Genomic DNA, 16,617 nt, shown 5'->3' with positions numbered 1-16,617 from the left:
CAGTCTCAGCAGTCTCAGCAGTCTCAGCAGTCTCAGCAGTCTCAGCAGTCTCAGCAGTCTCAGCAAGATGAGACTCAAGCAGCGCAGCAGGGTCAAGCGAAATCTGATGATTCGAATAGAGATAATGACAAAGTAGAAGCGGAACTGGCGCAAGCTTCTAGCGAAGTAGACAGCTCCGAGTTAGACAATGAATTTAAGAAACTGGAACAAGTAGAACTGGCTCGTGATCCTAGCCAATTATTAAAAGCACAGTTCCTTCTACAAGCAAAACATAAAAATCCACCAAAAGAGTCGAAAAAACAATGGTAATGACACAATATCGCACTCTCTCAACACTCATTCTAATTGGCTGCTGGCTATTGAGTTTACCCGCTTATGCAGCAAATTTGACTGCAACAGTCTCCAGCAACCAAGTCACTAAAGCCGAGGTATTCCAATTACGCGTCATTTACGATGAAAAAGTCGATTCAAATAGTCTCGATTTCAGCGTTCTTGAACCTTCATTCTTCTTGGGACAACCTAGCTATAGCAGTGCGTTAAACTTCGTCAATGGTAAACGCAGTAGCCGAAGTGAATGGACGATCGCCTTAAAACCGAAAAACCTTGGAACCTTGAAGATTCCAGCATTTACTGTTGAAGGCTCATCATCTTCACCTATCTCTATTCAGGTGAGCCAAGATACTGACTTGCCCGACCAAGATGATCTCGCCGTAATACAAAGCCAACTGGTAAAAGCCGAGCTCTATCCCAATGAAACAACGCAATTAAAAACTCGTTTAATCATTAAAACCAATCCTAGACGGTTGCAGAACGTACAAATTTTGCCACCCAAAAACGCTGAACTTACCATCGAAGAATCGGGGCAAGCAAACCAATACCAAAGTGTCGTTAATGGCATCGAAGCCACAATTGTCGACCAAACCTTTACGATTACAGCGCAACACTCGGGAAGCTTTGTACTCAATAGCGTCGGTTTTGAAGCCACTTTTGTATTAGGTGATAATCGAACGGGAACAACAAAACTGTTGCCAATTCAAATAGCACCTGAGCAATTTACAATCGATGTCAGTGAAAAACCTCAGACGACGAATGATAACTGGCTGCCTACCCCACAGTTATTGCTCTCTCAAACTTGGTTTGATGCTCAAGGAAAGGAATTATCCGCCATTGATCAGCCGACGCTCATTGCGCTAGGTGATTCAATAACCCGAGAACTAAGCGTCAATATACAAGGCATTAAAGCAGAAAATTTTCCAGATCTTTCGATCAGCTATCCTGACTCTGTCCGCCAATACGCGGAAAAGCCTCGGTTTGAGACTCTTGACGATGGCAGCACGCAGATGACGGTAAAACAAGTATTGATTGCCCAGCGTACTGGTAAGACTCTCTTACCTGCCGTGAGTATAGAGTGGTTCAATACCCTTACGACTGACTTTCAAACCAGCCAGCTTGACGGTATAGAACTCATGGTTGAGCCCGCGAGTGAAGCTTTGAATATTCCGCTCCAACCCACCATAACCGCAGCACCAAACAACAATGAGCAGGGCTTTCAATTTTGGCCCTACCTAACGGCTTTATTTGCCATTCTTTGGCTCGCAACGCTAACGTGGCATATGAAAACTCGTCATAAACTGGACGTCCCAAAAGCTGAACCTAAAAATAATGAGCTAGAGAGTCTGCTTAACGCAATTTCGAATAATGAAATCGCTCAAACCCAATATTTTGCCAAATTATGGCTCACTCATAATCGCGATAAAGATCCAACGATAGCGAAGCAAATTGACCACGAGTTGCAACAGATGGTTTCATCTCAATTTGGTGGCAACCACGTAGAATGGAACAATAAAACACTGCGCCAACTTATTAAAAAACTGAGTCGCTGTCGCTCAACGAATGAAAACAGCGCAACACTGTCCAAACTTTAAGCGCACAATGCCCGATAAAGGAATAGTTTTTGCATATTAAAAGGAAATAGGCGAAGCTTTGCCGCTTAAGTGAAGAACCTTCTATAATTAAGAGGATTGTCACTAGCGGTAATTCTGTGGGGAGTGCCATGTCTGCAATTAAAAAAGAGCAATTAGACAATTATTATCGAATTCTCTACTTTGATGGAGAAAAAATCGCGGAACTCAAAGTCTCAGCTGAAAATAGAAAAGAAGCGATTGAGATTTTAAAACAATACGGCTATTCCGCTAGCGATGTTTTCTCAATATTTCCATAAAAGAGCAGCTTTGAGCTGCTCTTTTTTATTTTATGAGTTCAACTTCTTCTGTGAAACCTAAAATACGGTTTCTACCATTAGCCTTCGCCGTGTATAGCGCTTTGTCGGCTTGGTTGTAAAGCACATCAAAATTAAAATCATCACGCCTGATTGAAGTGACAGTGTAACCAACAGAAACAGTTAGAACACCCCTTTCTTCATTGTCAGCATGAACGATTCCTTCTTTTTCAATTGAAGTTCTAATTCGTTCAGAAAGCGCTTTGACTTGCATCTCATCTTGATTCACCACTAACAACGCAAATTCTTCTCCGCCAATACGACAAAAATCTTCATGCGATTGATCCGCAATCTGCTGTAATATTCCGCCAACGCGCATTAAGGCGATATCACCTTGCATATGACCATAACAATTGTTGTAGAGTCCAAAATGATCAATGTCCACCAATATTAAAGCAAAGCTTTCTTCTTTCACGCTACTATCTATGCAAATGGCTTCCAATACTGATTCCAACATTCGACGATTTCCAAGCCGAGTCAGAGGATCCATTTTCGCCATTATTTCTAGCTGCTCATTGGCTTGTTGCAACTCTTTCGTTCGTGCTTTCACTTCCATTTCGAGTGTTTCATTAAGCACATGCACCGCTTCTTGCGCACGCGTTCTCAGCAACACTTCTGTTAGGTTCGAGGCGAACATACGTATGACTTCACGCAATTGATGTGTTAATGGCGAGCGACGAATAAGGTTATCTGCTGCAATAAAAGCTATCGACTCGCCGCTACTGCTGGTTAGCATCGTCATCGCTGTCCAGCCAAAACCAACGATGTGAAAATCATGGTAAATCGGTACGGATTCCTCAAAAACCACTTCATTGGGATTAGAACGAGCGTTACTCACAATTGTTCGGTCGACAAGCTCAGAGCGGTAATACGATTCATCAACCACATTACCTTGTATATCTGTGCCCCAAGTCCCCTGCATATAGGAACATTTGTCATCGGTGAGAAACACCGCCAAACGATCAATACCCAGTTTGTTAATACCAAACGTAACGGCGGATTTACAAACGTCACGCACAGTCATACAACGAGATAGCTCCACCATGCTCGCGTGTAACATGCGAATATTTTGCTCTTGTCGCTTTCGAATATATATCTGTGAAAGTAGCGATCCAAATGACTCTAGCATCTGTTTTTGATAAGACGTGATGGGCGCTCGATTAATAAAGTTATCCAGTGCTATCCAACCGATCGTGTCAGTATTATCACGTAAGATAAGCATCGCGTTCCATCCCTGACCTATCACAGTGCCATCACTATAGAGAGGGGCATCCTCAAGAACAACTAAGCTATCTTTGCCCTCAAACAGTGCGTTGATGTACGCTTCTTCCAACTGGTGGAGATCGTACTGAGTATGGTGTACATCCGTAGTCTCACCCACCTCATCAGTACCATAAGTGCCGCTAAAACAACGTTTTTTGATATCAAGCAGCATCAATGCTGAGCGATCAAATCCAAGTTGCTCTCGGACCGCTTCAACAGCAAAACGGTGTAATTCATCTAATGTTTCTGGATTGGATATTTCAACCGCGATTTTTTGGACTAACTTCATATCTTCAATGAACTCTTCACGCTGATGAATCACATCAAGATATTTCGCTTCTTTAATATCACGTTGTCGGTACTCTCTGTTCGCCTCAAGTTCAGCGCGCAAGCATTGCCATCTCGAAGCGATGATCTGTAAAAAATCGAGTGCATGCCCTTCTGTCGCTTTTGTCACCTGAGCTGAGTCAACCTGTTCAACAATCAAGTAAGTACGAGCCACTGAGTAGTTATCAATAACAAAGACGTACGTTTCACAGTCAGTCTCATTAAACAGCTTAAACTGCTCTATCTGACAAGTGGCAATTGAGAGAGGAATCAAACCATCACAAGTATCAAATTGGGCAACCCAGGACCAGAATGCCTCGGGGTAGCAACTAGGATCTATCGGATCACCTTTTCGATAAACCGTCTTTCCTTCATTCAGATTAGGCTGTTCCGACACGATGCAGATCGACTTTGTTTCAACAACCTTATCTAGATAATCAAACAACGAATTTGCCAGAAACTTATGGTTTCTAGCAGACATAACGTCTTTTAGTAATGTGCGCGCAAACATGAGAGCCTTTACTTATATCAATGAAAGAAATTTCGCTACTCAAAATTACCATCGAAGCATATGCAATCACATTAAATTTAAGGCGTGCTGTTAACTCACTCGCAGTTCGTTTGTATGAGTTTTTCTATTCATGATTCTAGTTGCAAATTTTTGATCTTATTTCCATTTTTGTTGTTACATTCCATTTTTTGACTAGGAATTGCTCACGTAATGTAATCAAAAAGTTAAACCTTCAGCCGATTAGTTTCAGAAGAACCACTACTCTTAGCTGTAACTGCAGGTTATGATTATGGACAATAAACAGTTGAGCTTGCTTTTGAACGACCATTCTTGTCAGCAGGGCGAGTTACTTAAGTTAAACCACTAACAACAAACTAATGATAATAATGAAGCTCTGGATATCATTTTTACTGCTCATTTTAGCGGCACCAACGCAGGCACAAACCGAAGTTGATAACGTAACGGTTGATAAAGTAACAGTCGACAAGTCAAAACGCCGACTTTATTTGATGGATAACAATCAAGTAGTCCGCGAGTTTCGCATTGCACTTGGAAAGCGCCCCATTGGGCATAAAGTCTATGAAGGTGACCAGCGAACGCCTGAGGGTGTCTATAAACTCGATTATGTGATGGAAGATTCGCAGTTTTATCGCTCTATCCATATTAGCTACCCAAATGAAACCGATATGGCGAATGCGCAACGGTTAAATGTTCATCCAGGCGGTGATATTAAGATTCATGGTCAGAAAAACGGTGAAGTGAAAAATAGCCGATATATACAAAGCTTCGATTGGACTGACGGTTGTATCGCACTCACCAATGAAGAAATGGATGAGTTACTTGCTTTGGTTAAGCGCGGTACACCGATTGAAATATTACCCTAAAAATAATGCCGAGCTATTGCTCGGCATTATTTTTAATCGATGATTTCCCAACTATGGGTCATGCTAACACCTTCCCCAAGCATCAAGCAGACAGAGCAATACTTGTTTAATGATGCTGCCGTCACTTCTTCAACCAAACTTGGATCAAGGTTATCGCCTGACACTTCAAAATGAATATTCACTGCAGTAAAAATGCGAGGCGCAGTCTCACGGCGTTCTGTTGTCAGCTTCGCTATACAAGTGTGTACGCTCTGCCCCGCTTGTTTTAAACCATCAACTACGTCAACGGAACTACAACCACCAGCAGCCATTAGAACCATTTCCATAGGGCTTGGCGCAGTGGCACCACCATTTCCGTCCATCACAATCGAATGTCCTGACTGTGATTGACCTAGAAATTTGAAATCCTCAATCCACTTCACTTCTGCTTGCATGTACTGTCTCTTTTTTTAATATTGGGCAATTAATCTTGCGGGAAAACGACACCCGTTTGACGGCGTATTTCCGTTTGTATTTTTGCCACCAGCAACGACCGTTCAGTCGCGCTAGGGTTTACTCTATTATTAGCGAGTTGCTCGGCAAAATCGAGTGCTTCATACAGCATTGGATTATGGCTCTGCTCCACCGTCAAATCTTCCCATCCTTGCCCACGCAATTTCTTGGTCACCTTTTGCCCGATTGAAATCATCTCAATTTGTAGGATTCCATTTTCACCTTGAATTTCACTCGGAAGCGCCGAATCACTGGTTTTCGAATGCTGTAAAACAACCTCAAAGCCTTGATAACTTAAAATGACACTTCCACTGCCATCAACACCAGACGCCAGCAATTGTGCTTGCGCTTGTACGTTATTCGGTTCACCAAACAACTCGATAGCAGATGATAAACAATAAAAGCCGATGTCCATGATAGAACCATTTGCGAACGCGGGATTAAACGTATTCGGATTTTCCCCAGCCAAATATTTAGGGTAGCGAGACGAATATTGGCAGTAGCTAATAAATGCTTTGCTGATTGGTCCTATTTCATCAAGTTGAGCTTTGAGGATTTTGAAGTTAGGTGTATGCATCGACATAAACGCTTCATACAGCAGCACACCATTTTCATCAGCGACGGCGAACATCTGCTTGGCTAACGTTTCATTGGCTGCAAGCGGCTTTTCACAGATAACGTGCTTGCCTCCACGCATCATTTGCATCGCTTGTGTGGCATGTAATGAATTGGGGCTAGCAATATAGACCACATCTATTTGATCGCTTTCCGCCAGCGCTTGTAAATCATCGAACAAAATCGGTTGAGGCGTTAATTTTGCGTATTTCTCTGCAAATTGCTTCGCACTCTCCATAGAGCGAGAGCAAACTGCGGATAGTTGATAGTGACCGCTAATCAATGCAGCCTCGATGAACTGGTCAGTAATCCAGTTAGTACCTATAACGGCAAGTTTGATCATAATTCCTACACTGTAAAGAGCACGCGAAGCGCGAGTAAAATCAGAATGATGCCAGAAAGTCGATCAATCAACTGTGCTTTGCTGCGAATTTTATCAATAAATCTTGGGCTTGAGAGAAATAACGTAATCAGCGTGTACCACAACCCATCCACCACAAAAGGGGTTAACACAATAATTGATTTGCTCGTCACATCACTGCCTACCGCGATAAACTGGCTAAATAGGGCAATGAAAAATAACGCGATTTTAGGGCTAAGAATTGAGATGAAGAAGCCTTCTCTCGCCGATTGCAATAAGCTTGTCTGCTGACCTGATTCCAACTTAGCTGCCACGCCGCCTTTTGATTGCAAAGCGTTGTAACCAAGATAGATCAAATAAAAGGCGCCCGCGTAACTGATGGTTTTAAACAACAATGGCGATTGTTGTAGAACCACGGCTAAGCCAATCAAGGTAATAAAGGCATAAATTCCGATGCCGAAAGCATGCGCCCAAGCGGTAACAAAGCCATTAGAGCGCCCACCCGCTAAGCTGTGTTTTGCCACCACAGCCAAACTTGGTCCAGGAGACATAGCACCAAGCAAACAAATCGTAAAAAGAGATAACCAAACTGTTGTTGTCATAATCGTAAAATAGCGTTAGTTGAATTGTTGCTTAGTAAAGTAGCGCCGAATTACAATGAATTGAAATCAATCTTTATCATTTTGGTTATGATTTTAAATCATACCAATCGATCGAGGTGATATTTGCATTACATTGAGTACGTTATCCCGCATCCACTCATGTCCCTTATCGTGGTCAAACTTAGGGTGCCACATCAACCAATATTGATGGACCAAGCATTCAAATGGCAAAGGTTTATAAACGAGCGCTGAGTCCCTAGCCAAATTCAAGGCAATGTGTTCTGGTACAATCAGCAACAGATCAGTATTTTCGATAACTTTCACCGCAGTTGAAAAAAACGGTACTTTTACCGCAATGCGACGTTGCAGACCTTCCTCTTTAAGTGCCATATCAACATGGCTATCTTTATCACCGCCGCCTGTTACTTTGAGGTGAGGAAAACTGACCACATCCTGACTGGACCAAGATTCAATGTCACTGAGAGGGTGCTGGCTACGCATAACACAGACCGAGCCATCCTCCCCCAGTTTAATGCTCGACAAGTTCGCCGGCGGTTCAGGTAACATTGTCGATGCGAGATCAATACCGGATGATTGCATTTGATGAAGGTAGTCTTGCTGCCAAAGCCGGTAACTAAAATCAACCAATGGCGACTGCTGCCCCAATACAGAAATTAACTGAGGAACAACAAATTGGGCGACATAATCGCTGGACGCAAAGACGAACTCTTGCTTCCAAACCGCAGGATCAAACGGTATGTCGTTAAACAGAGCGTCAGCTTGTGTCACTACCAAATTCACACGGTCTAACAAAGCCACGGCTCGCGGGGTCGCGACAAGCTGATTACCACTCCTGACTAGCAGTGGGTCGTCACACAGCTCTCTTAACTGAGATAACTGCCTGCTCACTGCTGATTGAGTGAGATTGAGTCTCACAGCGGCTCTGCTCACATGGCACTCTTCCAATAATACTTGCAGTGAACGCAGTAGATTTAGATTGATATGATTAATCATGGTGTAAGGTATTAAAAAACTCTGTAAGAACAGTATGAGTAGTTAATTGATACAGCTCTGGGATATCGTGAAGTTCATTACGAATATTATTAAGTTGTTCCATTGTTGATGTTTCAACATACAACATCATATCTGTTTCACCACTTATCGCATGGCTCCATTTGATGCCTTCAATTTGGTAGATATGCGCCGCATACGACTCGCAATGTTTCGTCGAACTTGAGGTATCAAATTTTAAAGCCAAGTATGCTTTTATAACCACCGCTTTATCAGGTTTCACTATATTGGCGTGATAACCCAATATCACACCTTCATTTTCTAACTTTTTCATTCGAGCCGTCACAGCAGAACGAGACAAATTTACTTGCTTGGCTAATTCGCTCACCGAGATACGAGCATCACGCTTAAGCATTGTCAGTATATTTTCGTCAAACTGGTCCATGTTATTTTTGCCCTTTCAAATCCATTCTTACTGCGTACCAGCAATAATACTGAATAAATATTGTGTTTAAAGCGTGCAATATAACTTTTTCCCACAATAAATAAGTCAAACTGACTGTTGAATCGCACACTTTGTTAGGTGATCTATTTCCATAAGGCGCGTAACCTATTGCTAAAGTAATTATTTGCGCTAGGCAACAAGAACACATGGAGTGAGTGACTAACAATGGCACAGCTAAAAAAGGAAATAACACTGATATCCGGGGTTGGGCAGCTCTCTACCACCTTACTTGGTACTGGACTGTTTATGGTCCCGGCTCTCGCAGCGGGTATCGCAGGCACGCTGTCTCTATGGTCATGGGCGGTACTGTTGCTGGCTATTTGCCCTGTAGCGCTGACATTTGCCCTACTCGGTAAACGCTACCCCAACGCCGGAGGAACGGCATTTTTTGTTCGACAGGCCTTCAACCAACGCCTAGAGAAAAGCATTGCGTGGCTATTTCTAAGTGTGATCCCTGTTGGTGTTCCTGCCGCAGTGGCTCTTGCCGCCGGTTTCTTGCAACCAATACTTCCTGATGCTTTGAATCATACCTTGGTCGCACAAGTCATCACTGTTGCACTGTTGGTATTGGTGAACCTCTCAGGTGCCAAATCATCGGGTAGAATTCAAAGCTTGATTGCCGTCAGTATTCTGGGGTTGGTTGCCGCGTTTTGGTGGTTTGGCGATGTGGGTCCATCAGACATAAGCATGCCATCCGTCGCTCAAAATGACTGGGTTCTCATTGGTGCTGCGTTATCGGTTATGTTCTGGTGCTTTGTTGGTATTGAAGCATTTGCTCATATGGGAGAAGAATTCAAATCACCTCAGCGCGATTTCCCTATCGCTATCATAATTGGTTGTATTATTGCTGGTGCGACATATTGGGCATGTTCTGTCGTAATTATTAAGTTTCACGCCTATGGCAGCGCCCAATTCGATTCAGGTTCAATACCCTACCTCGCTAATATCTTATTTGGTGAAACACTCTCACCTTGGATTAATGCCTTAGGTTTCGCCGCTTGTTTTGCCAGTATTAACCTCTATACCCAAAGCTTGTCACGCATGCTGTGGGCACAAGCTCGGGAATACAAACCACACAGCCGTATTGCCCACTTGTCGGTATCAGGCGTACCCTCAAACGCAACCTTTGCTGTCGGCGCTGTATTGCTGATCTCCTGCTTTATTGGTGAATTCTCTCAGCTTGATTTAGAATTCTTCGTCAAACTGGCGAATGGCGTGTTCATATTGGTGTACTTTATGGCGATGCTTTCAGCATGCAAGCTACTAAAAGGGGCTGGTCGAGTACTGGCGTACATTTCACTAGCAACCTGCACTATCATGATGGCGTGTGTTGGCTGGTCTATGCTTTATGCGCTCATTCTGTTTGCTCTATTGGTGTGCAAAATCAAACCTGAAGAAGAGAACAAAATCGCTATGACCTAAGCTCTTCTAAGCGCTGTATGAATTGCGTCGGTGTTAAAGCCCGCTGTTTTTTAAACATACGATTGAAGCTGGCAACGTTTTGATAGCCAAGACGTTTTGCCACTTCATCAACGCCAATTCCTTTACCAAGCAAACCAACTGCAATATTGCTTAATACATACCCCAACACATTGGTAAAATTCATACCAACGGAATGCAATCGACGCTGGAATTGCTGTGGCGATAAGCCAACAAGGCTGGATACTCGCTCAACGGTCGGAAACCCATAGTGACAGCTATAATTGATAACTTCGTATATCACTTTAATTTCATCACCCGCCTCTGGCATGTTCAAAAATTCATCAAGCTCGGCAAAGCTCATAGCAAGTTGCTTTTTGCCACTTCGGATTTTCGAACGAGTTGCCAACCTTAGATCCGCCGGGAACCAAACTTCAGTTTTTGAATGATTCCAGCTAACATCACAACCAAAATATTCTTGGTACTTATGCTGATTTGACCGTATTCCCGGTAACATGACCCGCATAGGAACAAACTCATCACCAGCGTAATAACGAATGATTTTACAAAGAAAAATTGCCGCCCTAACACCATCATGAGCCTTATTATTATATTCAATAAAGGGGTTTTGATAGGTCCACTTGATGATAGGTCCACTCTGCGTCGCAACAAGATAAGCACCAGACTGTAGACTTGAAATACCATAATTGAGGCGACGAATAGCCGAAGCAAGGTCAAGGCTAGAAAACAACCAGCGCGCCACAGAACCTAAATCTTCTGGTCGTATATCACTGGCAACATCCAAGATAATGTCTGGATTTCCACTCTTTTGCTCCAAAGATTGATACCACCGATTAACCTCAGATACCGGAATCAAAGTCATTGGTTGTGAGAGTGCCGAATCGATAATCGCCAAAGAATTATCATCCAATCCATAACGTTTCATCACCCGAAAATGAATATTTCTTAGCCCCAAAGCCCGTATAAAGCGCACTTTTTCCATTACAATTTAAATCACAAATGACGTCATATTGACTAAATCTGTCACATAAAGACAAATTAATCAAATCTAGATCACAATCCTCACCATGAACATAGAGAGGAGTCTTACATGAGTCTAGTTAGCGTGCCATTTGTCGGTACCGGAGCAGACACTGCGCTGCATATTTTTGCCACCGTTGTATTGGTTAGTACTATTGCTGCCTGCGCCTATGGTTTTTGGCGCTTCCACGAACTGCCGATTAACAAAGCACACAGCAAAGATCACCACCAAATAGGCTTAATCACCGCGTTAACATGGATTGGATTCATCTGGCATTGGGTATGGGTTATTGCCGTTATTCTAGCCTTTGTCGATATGGAAAAGGCTATCATCAACTTCCGCGATACGTGGCGAGATACTCCAACAAATAACAACAAACCAGAGGAGTCACAATGTTAGAAGGTTTAGCTATTTGGGCTCTATTTATCTACCTACTCCGTTTTGTTGGTATGCCATGGAACAAATACACTCAATCTTTCGCGTATCTTGGCGGAACGAGCTGGCTGCTATTTGTTTGGGTTGGTCTTATCAACTTCACACCTATGGATCTCTCTGGTGGCTCGGTCGTTCAATCACCTCATATACAGCTAAGACCTGACTCACCTAACGTTAAAGGCAAGGTCACGAAAATACATATTGAGCCGAATCAGACGCTAACTAAAGGCCAGTTGATCTATGAAATTGATGACACACAATATCAGATCATGCTACGCCAAGCGCAAGTTGCTCAGCATTCCGCTCAAGTCGCGCTTGAAGTCTCTTATCAAGATGTTGAAGTGGCAAAAGCAAGTTATCAATCTTTAAAACAAGACTTACAGACCAGTAAATCACAACTCGGTACAGCCCAAGCTGACTACAAATTACAGCTTAACACCCTCTCTCGCTATGAGAAGCAAAACCAAGTGGTTAAAAATACCATCACTGACAGCGATATTGAAAAACAGCAGACGACAGTAGTCAAAGCGAAGCACTCGATCGCGACTATCGAGTCTCAGATCGCGACTAAGAAGGTTGAATTAGAAAAAGCCAAGTTAGCCATTGGCAAAGCAGAACTCACGGTAGAAAGCCGTCGAAGTGATATGCATACAACAGAACAAAATGTAGCGAAAGCCCAATGGGATCTCGACAGCACTAAGATTTATGCCCCTGCAGACGGTTTTGTCACCAACTTCATATTGCGTGAAGGGCAACGAGTTTCCCTTGCTCCACGTCTGCAGATGTATACCGATGAGAAATATGTCTTGATGCGTGTTAATCACCAAGCTATACGCAACGTCAAACCAGGGCAAGCAGCTGAATTTTCATCCTCAATCTATCCAGGTAAGATTTTTTCTGCTCAGGTTGAAGGGATTGTAGAGGCAACAGGAGAGTCACAGAGTAATTTACTCGGTCTTGATCAATCGGTGCGAAGTACCACTGGAAAAAACCTCAACAATAAACATCACTTTGTTCGATTAAAAGTCGACGAACCTGATGGTTATGACATACCTGTCGGTTCCGTTGGTTTAGCGTGGGTCAGTGCGGAAAAGCCTATTGGTTTTCTCGCCTTCCTAGATGTGATTCGCGGCATCATCATTCGCATGAAGTCACAGCTATACTTCTTCTATTCGATATAAGGGACAACGGACAGACAGATATTACTATGGTTATTATCAGTAGCATTTTCAATACCGTTGCAAAATGCAATTGCAAAATGCATTGGCAACACATATTTGAGACACTATACCTAGAGGCTGTGCACACTTATGCGCATGAAAAAAGTGGCACATAAAATGCTAATTATAAACTGACCCTTATTAAGCCGAGGGTCACCTAGCCAACTGACGTTGTTAGTGAACCCTTTTTTGTTCACACTTTATATAGCCAATCACATTATTGTGATTGGCTTTTTTCTTTAATCTAAGTAGGGGGATTAAGCTGGAGTTAGGGTATATTGCGGTAAATACTGCTTGATGAACTCTCTATCTGCTGCATAAAAATCATCATGTGGAATAGAATCTGGGCTTAGCCAACTAAACTCCTGCAAGCGCGAAGCATCCGCTAAACTCGGTTCCACTTCCGTTTTGGCACGGAAAATAACAAAATAAATGCGTCCGCCCATTTCATTTACTTTGGTATAAGTCGCGGTGTGAGCAAGACCACTTAACCCGGTTTCCTCTTTCAACTCTCGAATGGCGGCATCAGTCCCCGTTTCACCTAATTGAACTTTCCCACCAGGAAACTCCAAAATCATGCCCTTATCAGCGCGGTAGCGTTTTTGAACTAACACTTTACCCTGTTTAACCACCACAGCCATTGCCAAATGTTTCACTTAATTCTCCTTGGTTCGATATCAGTCGTATCAAAGCAAACCTGTAGCACTTATCTTTGTCCTTTGAGGCTATAAATTGCAGACACAACACGTTAGATAGATTGACCAGTGTATGTTAGGCAATAGACATAAATAATACCCGTACATAGATAGCAAATTAACGAAATAGTCTGTTTTTGGCGTCGAGAATATTTATTTAGCTGATTAAAATAATATAATAATGGCTAAATAAATTAATTTGGATAGGAAAATAAAATCTAAGAGAAGAACACCAAGGTGTACATTAAGCTGAACTATCTATCACCTGCCATTTCACGATTAGCCATCGTAAATTTAGAGTAAATCTGAACGGCACTCATTGCGATAAAGCTATAGCAAAGCAGTTCGATTCCCTCTTCTGAGATATTCTTTACTTCTCTAATGTAGTGTTCACCCATCACTTGCTGCCAGAGACCTCCCATGCCATACACTCTTGAAAAAACAAGCAACAAGATAACCCAAGTGATCAACTGTTTGGTATGAGAAAGTCGTAACACCGTCGCAAGCTCATTCACGGTATGCACACCACCTCGATATGCATAACAAAGTACTGCCACCGTAACGGCTAATGCGGGGTAGAACCAAAAGCCATGTGAGACAATATCAAACCAATGGTCCATTTCACGTATGGTCAGTACAGCGAAAAATCCCGCCATTAGTATTGCAGCATGCCTAAGTTTAACTTCACGTTGGCTCAATCTGTAGAAGCATGCACTGGTAATAACCAACAACGCGATTTGCGCAATTTCAGTGACTGATGTCTCACTCAGAGAGGAGCCTAGGACAATCACGTCTAAACGAATACACACGTTCACGAATATGCTTACAAAAAAAATGAAGACGATATATTGCCCACAACGTTTAAACGTACGTTTAGCGTTTTCAGAGATACGAGTACGCCCTGCTGTGTGCTGTTTATTTTGAGCACTAGACTTCATTCTTATTACCTAACCGTTAAAAACGAATCTCATATACAAATCAAACATAACAGTTGATCATTAATTTAATGCTAGTCCAAACTCGTCTTATTTGCATAAAAGAGCTATTTCACACTCTCATGATCTACACCGTCCAGATTCATTGCTCTTGAAACCAAATAGACCCTATTGAGAGTTATAGTAGTAGGATCCATTTGTTCGCTCTACTACTAATAGACAAAATAAACAACATCAATCCTATAATGCTATTACTAAAACTATTAGTTTTTCCACGTTGTATCAAATTTAATACACCACTATTTTCCAATCGTGATTTATATAAATAATAACTCTCAATGAAATGCTGAGTAAATTGCACCAAATAACTTGACTTTAGTCTCATCAATCTAAGTAAAAGCAACAAGTGACTAATACTTAACTACGACTTTAACTTTAAAAACAATCACTTCCAGACACAATAATACAAACAATTCGCATTCACACGCCTTGCAATCAGCATTAGACGATATTTTATATCGCAATTTTTAATTATCTAGTTGAATGTCCTTTAATCTTACTCACCACATTAGATACCATAAATGAAATAGGTTGCATTTTTCGTATTACGCCAATTGTTTGACTTAGTTAAACTCTGACCCGAAATAATTTACCAATGACCAATTCACAGAGCGAAATAATTCGTTTTTCTAGGGAAGAGTATTTAATGAAAATAAGTATATTCGGAATGGGCTATGTCGGTGCAGTGTGTTCTGCTTGTATGGCAAAACGTGGGAATAACATTATTGGCGTTGATGTTTCTCAAGAAAAAGTAGCCATGATTGCGAGCGGAAAATCTCCAATAGTTGAAGCAGGATTAAATGAATTATTGGCAGAAGGAGTGCGGAATAATTTTATAACAGCGACATCTGACTATCGTGAAGCTGTGCTTGACAGTGACGTGTCAATGGTCTGTGTCCCTACTCCGAGTTTAAAAAACGGCAACCTAAATACTGATTTTATTAAAGAAGTTTGTAAAGAAATTGGCTCAGTAATCAAAAATAAAGACACCCGCCATACAGTCATTATCCGCAGCACGGTTCTACCTGGGACAGTAGCTGACGTTGTTATTCCTACTCTAGAAAAATACTCTGGTAAAACCGCTGGTGACGACTTCGGAGTCGGCGTCAATCCTGAATTTCTCCGTGAAAGTACTGCAATTTACGATTATGACAATCCACCAATGACGGTCGTGGGTGCTTTAGACGACACCACAGCTCAAATTCTTGAACAATTATATAGTGATCTAGATGCGCCATTTATCTGCGAAGATATCGCCGTAGCGGAAATGATCAAATATAGCTGCAACGTATGGCATGCTCTTAAAGTCAGTTTTGCTAACGAAATTGGTAGTATCGCTAAGGCAGTTAATGTTGATGGTAGACGCGTTATGAAGGTTGTTTGTGAAGATAAAAAACTCAACCTATCTAGTTACTACATGAAACCGGGGTTTGCTTTTGGCGGCTCTTGCCTTCCAAAAGACGTACGAGCTTTAAGCTATCGCGCTAAGCAAATGGACCTTGAGACTCCTGTTATTTCATCCATTATGCAAAGTAATGAAGAACATATTACTCGCGCATTCAACATGGTCGAAGAGTCAAAAGTTCGCAAAGTTGCGATGCTGGGGCTTAGTTTCAAAGCAGGCACCGATGACTTACGTGAAAGCCCCTTTGTAATTCTTGCAGAAAAGCTTCTTGGTAAGGGCTACGACTTGTCAATTCTAGATAGAAACGTCAAGTATGCTTCTGTTCATGGCTCTAACAAAGAATACATTAATAACCATATTCCCCACATTTCTTCACTACTCGAAGATACACCTGTACCAGCGATATTAAATGCTGAGCTTGTTTTAATTTGTAACGGCGACGAGAGCTACAAATCTATTCTTGGTGATCTTCCGCATAGTACTAAAGTTATTGATCTACATGGTCTTATTGCAGACACATCCGATACAGAGCAACAAGGAATCTGTTGGTAGTATTC

16 protein-coding genes and 1 pseudogene are annotated in these 16,617 nt (G+C 42.1%); 8 read left to right on the top strand and 9 right to left on the bottom strand.

The features are described from left to right. The 3 genes and pseudogenes from H2O73_RS18695 to H2O73_RS18685 all read left to right on the top strand — a co-directional run. Positions 1–309 (top strand): annotated as a pseudogene (locus H2O73_RS18695) (hypothetical protein); the annotation flags it as partial. Beyond that, positions 303–1,925 carry a BatD family protein gene (locus H2O73_RS18690; protein ID WP_182110441.1) on the top strand — a complete coding sequence of 541 codons (1,623 nt, stop codon included), beginning with the start codon at positions 303–305 and terminating at the stop codon, positions 1,923–1,925. The pseudogene H2O73_RS18695 and the gene H2O73_RS18690, both read left to right, overlap by 7 nt. A 128-nt stretch (positions 1,926–2,053) precedes the next feature. Then, positions 2,054–2,221, top strand: coding sequence for a hypothetical protein (locus tag H2O73_RS18685; RefSeq protein ID WP_182110440.1), 168 nt, complete (start codon positions 2,054–2,056; stop codon positions 2,219–2,221). A gap of 25 nt (positions 2,222–2,246) precedes the next feature. Here the strand turns inward: H2O73_RS18685 and H2O73_RS18680 are convergent, their stop codons facing one another. Next, positions 2,247–4,379, bottom strand: a complete 2,133-nt coding sequence (locus H2O73_RS18680) for a GGDEF domain-containing protein (RefSeq protein WP_182110439.1) — start codon at positions 4,377–4,379, stop codon at positions 2,247–2,249. Positions 4,380–4,765: 386 nt separating this feature from the next. Here H2O73_RS18680 and H2O73_RS18675 point away from each other — a divergent pair, with 386 nt between their 5' ends. Then, positions 4,766–5,263, top strand: a complete 498-nt coding sequence (locus H2O73_RS18675) for a L,D-transpeptidase family protein (RefSeq protein ID WP_182110438.1) — start codon at positions 4,766–4,768, stop codon at positions 5,261–5,263. A gap of 32 nt (positions 5,264–5,295) precedes the next feature. Here H2O73_RS18675 and H2O73_RS18670 read toward each other — a convergent pair whose 3' ends face one another. From H2O73_RS18670 to H2O73_RS18650, 5 genes are all read right to left on the bottom strand, one after another. Next, positions 5,296–5,697: an OsmC family protein gene (locus tag H2O73_RS18670; RefSeq protein WP_182110437.1), complete on the bottom strand. Its 402-nt coding sequence runs from the start codon at positions 5,695–5,697 to the stop codon at positions 5,296–5,298. A 29-nt stretch (positions 5,698–5,726) separates the two neighbouring features. After that, positions 5,727–6,713, bottom strand: coding sequence for a Gfo/Idh/MocA family protein (locus tag H2O73_RS18665; RefSeq protein WP_182110436.1), 987 nt, complete (start codon positions 6,711–6,713; stop codon positions 5,727–5,729). A 5-nt stretch (positions 6,714–6,718) separates the two neighbouring features. Further along, on the bottom strand, positions 6,719–7,333 hold the full coding sequence (locus tag H2O73_RS18660; protein WP_182110435.1) for a LysE family translocator: 615 nt from the start codon (positions 7,331–7,333) through the stop codon (positions 6,719–6,721). 93 nt (positions 7,334–7,426) lie between these two features. Then, a complete protein-coding gene (locus H2O73_RS18655) occupies positions 7,427–8,347 on the bottom strand; it encodes a LysR family transcriptional regulator (RefSeq protein ID WP_182110434.1) in 921 nt (306 codons plus the stop codon). Further along, the gene (locus H2O73_RS18650) at positions 8,340–8,789 is read right to left on the bottom strand and encodes an Lrp/AsnC family transcriptional regulator (RefSeq protein WP_182110433.1); all 450 of its coding nucleotides are present in this window, start codon (positions 8,787–8,789) and stop codon (positions 8,340–8,342) included. Before H2O73_RS18650 ends, H2O73_RS18655 begins: the two co-directional genes overlap by 8 nt. Positions 8,790–9,014: 225 nt before the next feature. Here H2O73_RS18650 and yjeH point away from each other — a divergent pair, with 225 nt between their 5' ends. Continuing rightward, on the top strand, positions 9,015–10,271 hold the full coding sequence (gene yjeH / locus H2O73_RS18645) for an L-methionine/branched-chain amino acid transporter (RefSeq protein ID WP_182110432.1): 1,257 nt from the start codon (positions 9,015–9,017) through the stop codon (positions 10,269–10,271). Here yjeH and H2O73_RS18640 read toward each other — a convergent pair. Next, positions 10,261–11,271 carry an AraC family transcriptional regulator gene (locus tag H2O73_RS18640; RefSeq protein ID WP_182110431.1) on the bottom strand — a complete coding sequence of 337 codons (1,011 nt, stop codon included), beginning with the start codon at positions 11,269–11,271 and terminating at the stop codon, positions 10,261–10,263. The two genes, yjeH and H2O73_RS18640, sit on opposite strands and share 11 nt — an antisense overlap. Before the next feature lie 108 nt (positions 11,272–11,379). Here H2O73_RS18640 and H2O73_RS18635 point away from each other — a divergent pair, with 108 nt between their 5' ends. Continuing rightward, positions 11,380–11,709: an MFS transporter gene (locus tag H2O73_RS18635; RefSeq protein ID WP_182110430.1), complete on the top strand. Its 330-nt coding sequence runs from the start codon at positions 11,380–11,382 to the stop codon at positions 11,707–11,709. Beyond that, positions 11,703–12,926 carry an HlyD family secretion protein gene (locus tag H2O73_RS18630; RefSeq protein ID WP_182110429.1) on the top strand — a complete coding sequence of 408 codons (1,224 nt, stop codon included), beginning with the start codon at positions 11,703–11,705 and terminating at the stop codon, positions 12,924–12,926. The genes H2O73_RS18635 and H2O73_RS18630 overlap by 7 nt, the downstream gene beginning before the upstream one ends. A 296-nt stretch (positions 12,927–13,222) precedes the next feature. Here the strand turns inward: H2O73_RS18630 and H2O73_RS18625 are convergent, their stop codons facing one another. Together H2O73_RS18625 and H2O73_RS18620 are read right to left on the bottom strand one after the other, a co-directional pair. Continuing rightward, complete coding sequence (locus tag H2O73_RS18625) at positions 13,223–13,621, bottom strand: NUDIX hydrolase (protein ID WP_182110428.1); 399 nt, start codon at positions 13,619–13,621, stop codon at positions 13,223–13,225. Positions 13,622–13,914: 293 nt separating this feature from the next. Then, complete coding sequence (locus tag H2O73_RS18620) at positions 13,915–14,598, bottom strand: hypothetical protein (RefSeq protein WP_182110427.1); 684 nt, start codon at positions 14,596–14,598, stop codon at positions 13,915–13,917. 703 nt (positions 14,599–15,301) lie between these two features. Here H2O73_RS18620 and H2O73_RS18615 point away from each other — a divergent pair. Continuing rightward, positions 15,302–16,612 carry a nucleotide sugar dehydrogenase gene (locus H2O73_RS18615; protein WP_182110426.1) on the top strand — a complete coding sequence of 437 codons (1,311 nt, stop codon included), beginning with the start codon at positions 15,302–15,304 and terminating at the stop codon, positions 16,610–16,612. Positions 16,613–16,617: the final 5 nt, after the last annotated feature.

Source organism: Vibrio marinisediminis (genome assembly GCF_014050145.1).
GTDB lineage: Bacteria > Pseudomonadota > Gammaproteobacteria > Enterobacterales > Vibrionaceae > Vibrio > Vibrio marinisediminis.
The sequence above is the reverse complement of the archived record's forward strand: the minus strand, read 5'-3'. Positions and strand labels throughout refer to the sequence as shown.

Bases quoted from the DNA above. Each gene is read 5' to 3' on its own strand.
- H2O73_RS18685 (WP_182110440.1), top strand. From the start codon at position 2,054: ATGTCTGCAATTAAAAAAGAGCAATTAGACAATTATTATCGAATTCTC.
- H2O73_RS18640 (WP_182110431.1), bottom strand. From the start codon at position 11,271: ATGGAAAAAGTGCGCTTTATACGGGCTTTGGGGCTAAGAAATATTCAT.
- H2O73_RS18675 (WP_182110438.1), top strand. From the start codon at position 4,766: ATGAAGCTCTGGATATCATTTTTACTGCTCATTTTAGCGGCACCAACG.
- H2O73_RS18655 (WP_182110434.1), bottom strand. From the start codon at position 8,347: ATGATTAATCATATCAATCTAAATCTACTGCGTTCACTGCAAGTATTA.
- H2O73_RS18670 (WP_182110437.1), bottom strand. From the start codon at position 5,697: ATGCAAGCAGAAGTGAAGTGGATTGAGGATTTCAAATTTCTAGGTCAA.
- H2O73_RS18620 (WP_182110427.1), bottom strand. From the start codon at position 14,598: ATGAAGTCTAGTGCTCAAAATAAACAGCACACAGCAGGGCGTACTCGT.
- H2O73_RS18630 (WP_182110429.1), top strand. From the start codon at position 11,703: ATGTTAGAAGGTTTAGCTATTTGGGCTCTATTTATCTACCTACTCCGT.
- H2O73_RS18635 (WP_182110430.1), top strand. From the start codon at position 11,380: ATGAGTCTAGTTAGCGTGCCATTTGTCGGTACCGGAGCAGACACTGCG.
- H2O73_RS18680 (WP_182110439.1), bottom strand. From the start codon at position 4,379: ATGTTTGCGCGCACATTACTAAAAGACGTTATGTCTGCTAGAAACCAT.
- H2O73_RS18615 (WP_182110426.1), top strand. From the start codon at position 15,302: ATGAAAATAAGTATATTCGGAATGGGCTATGTCGGTGCAGTGTGTTCT.
- H2O73_RS18660 (WP_182110435.1), bottom strand. From the start codon at position 7,333: ATGACAACAACAGTTTGGTTATCTCTTTTTACGATTTGTTTGCTTGGT.
- H2O73_RS18665 (WP_182110436.1), bottom strand. From the start codon at position 6,713: ATGATCAAACTTGCCGTTATAGGTACTAACTGGATTACTGACCAGTTC.
- H2O73_RS18650 (WP_182110433.1), bottom strand. From the start codon at position 8,789: ATGGACCAGTTTGACGAAAATATACTGACAATGCTTAAGCGTGATGCT.
- yjeH (WP_182110432.1), top strand. From the start codon at position 9,015: ATGGCACAGCTAAAAAAGGAAATAACACTGATATCCGGGGTTGGGCAG.
- H2O73_RS18690 (WP_182110441.1), top strand. From the start codon at position 303: ATGGTAATGACACAATATCGCACTCTCTCAACACTCATTCTAATTGGC.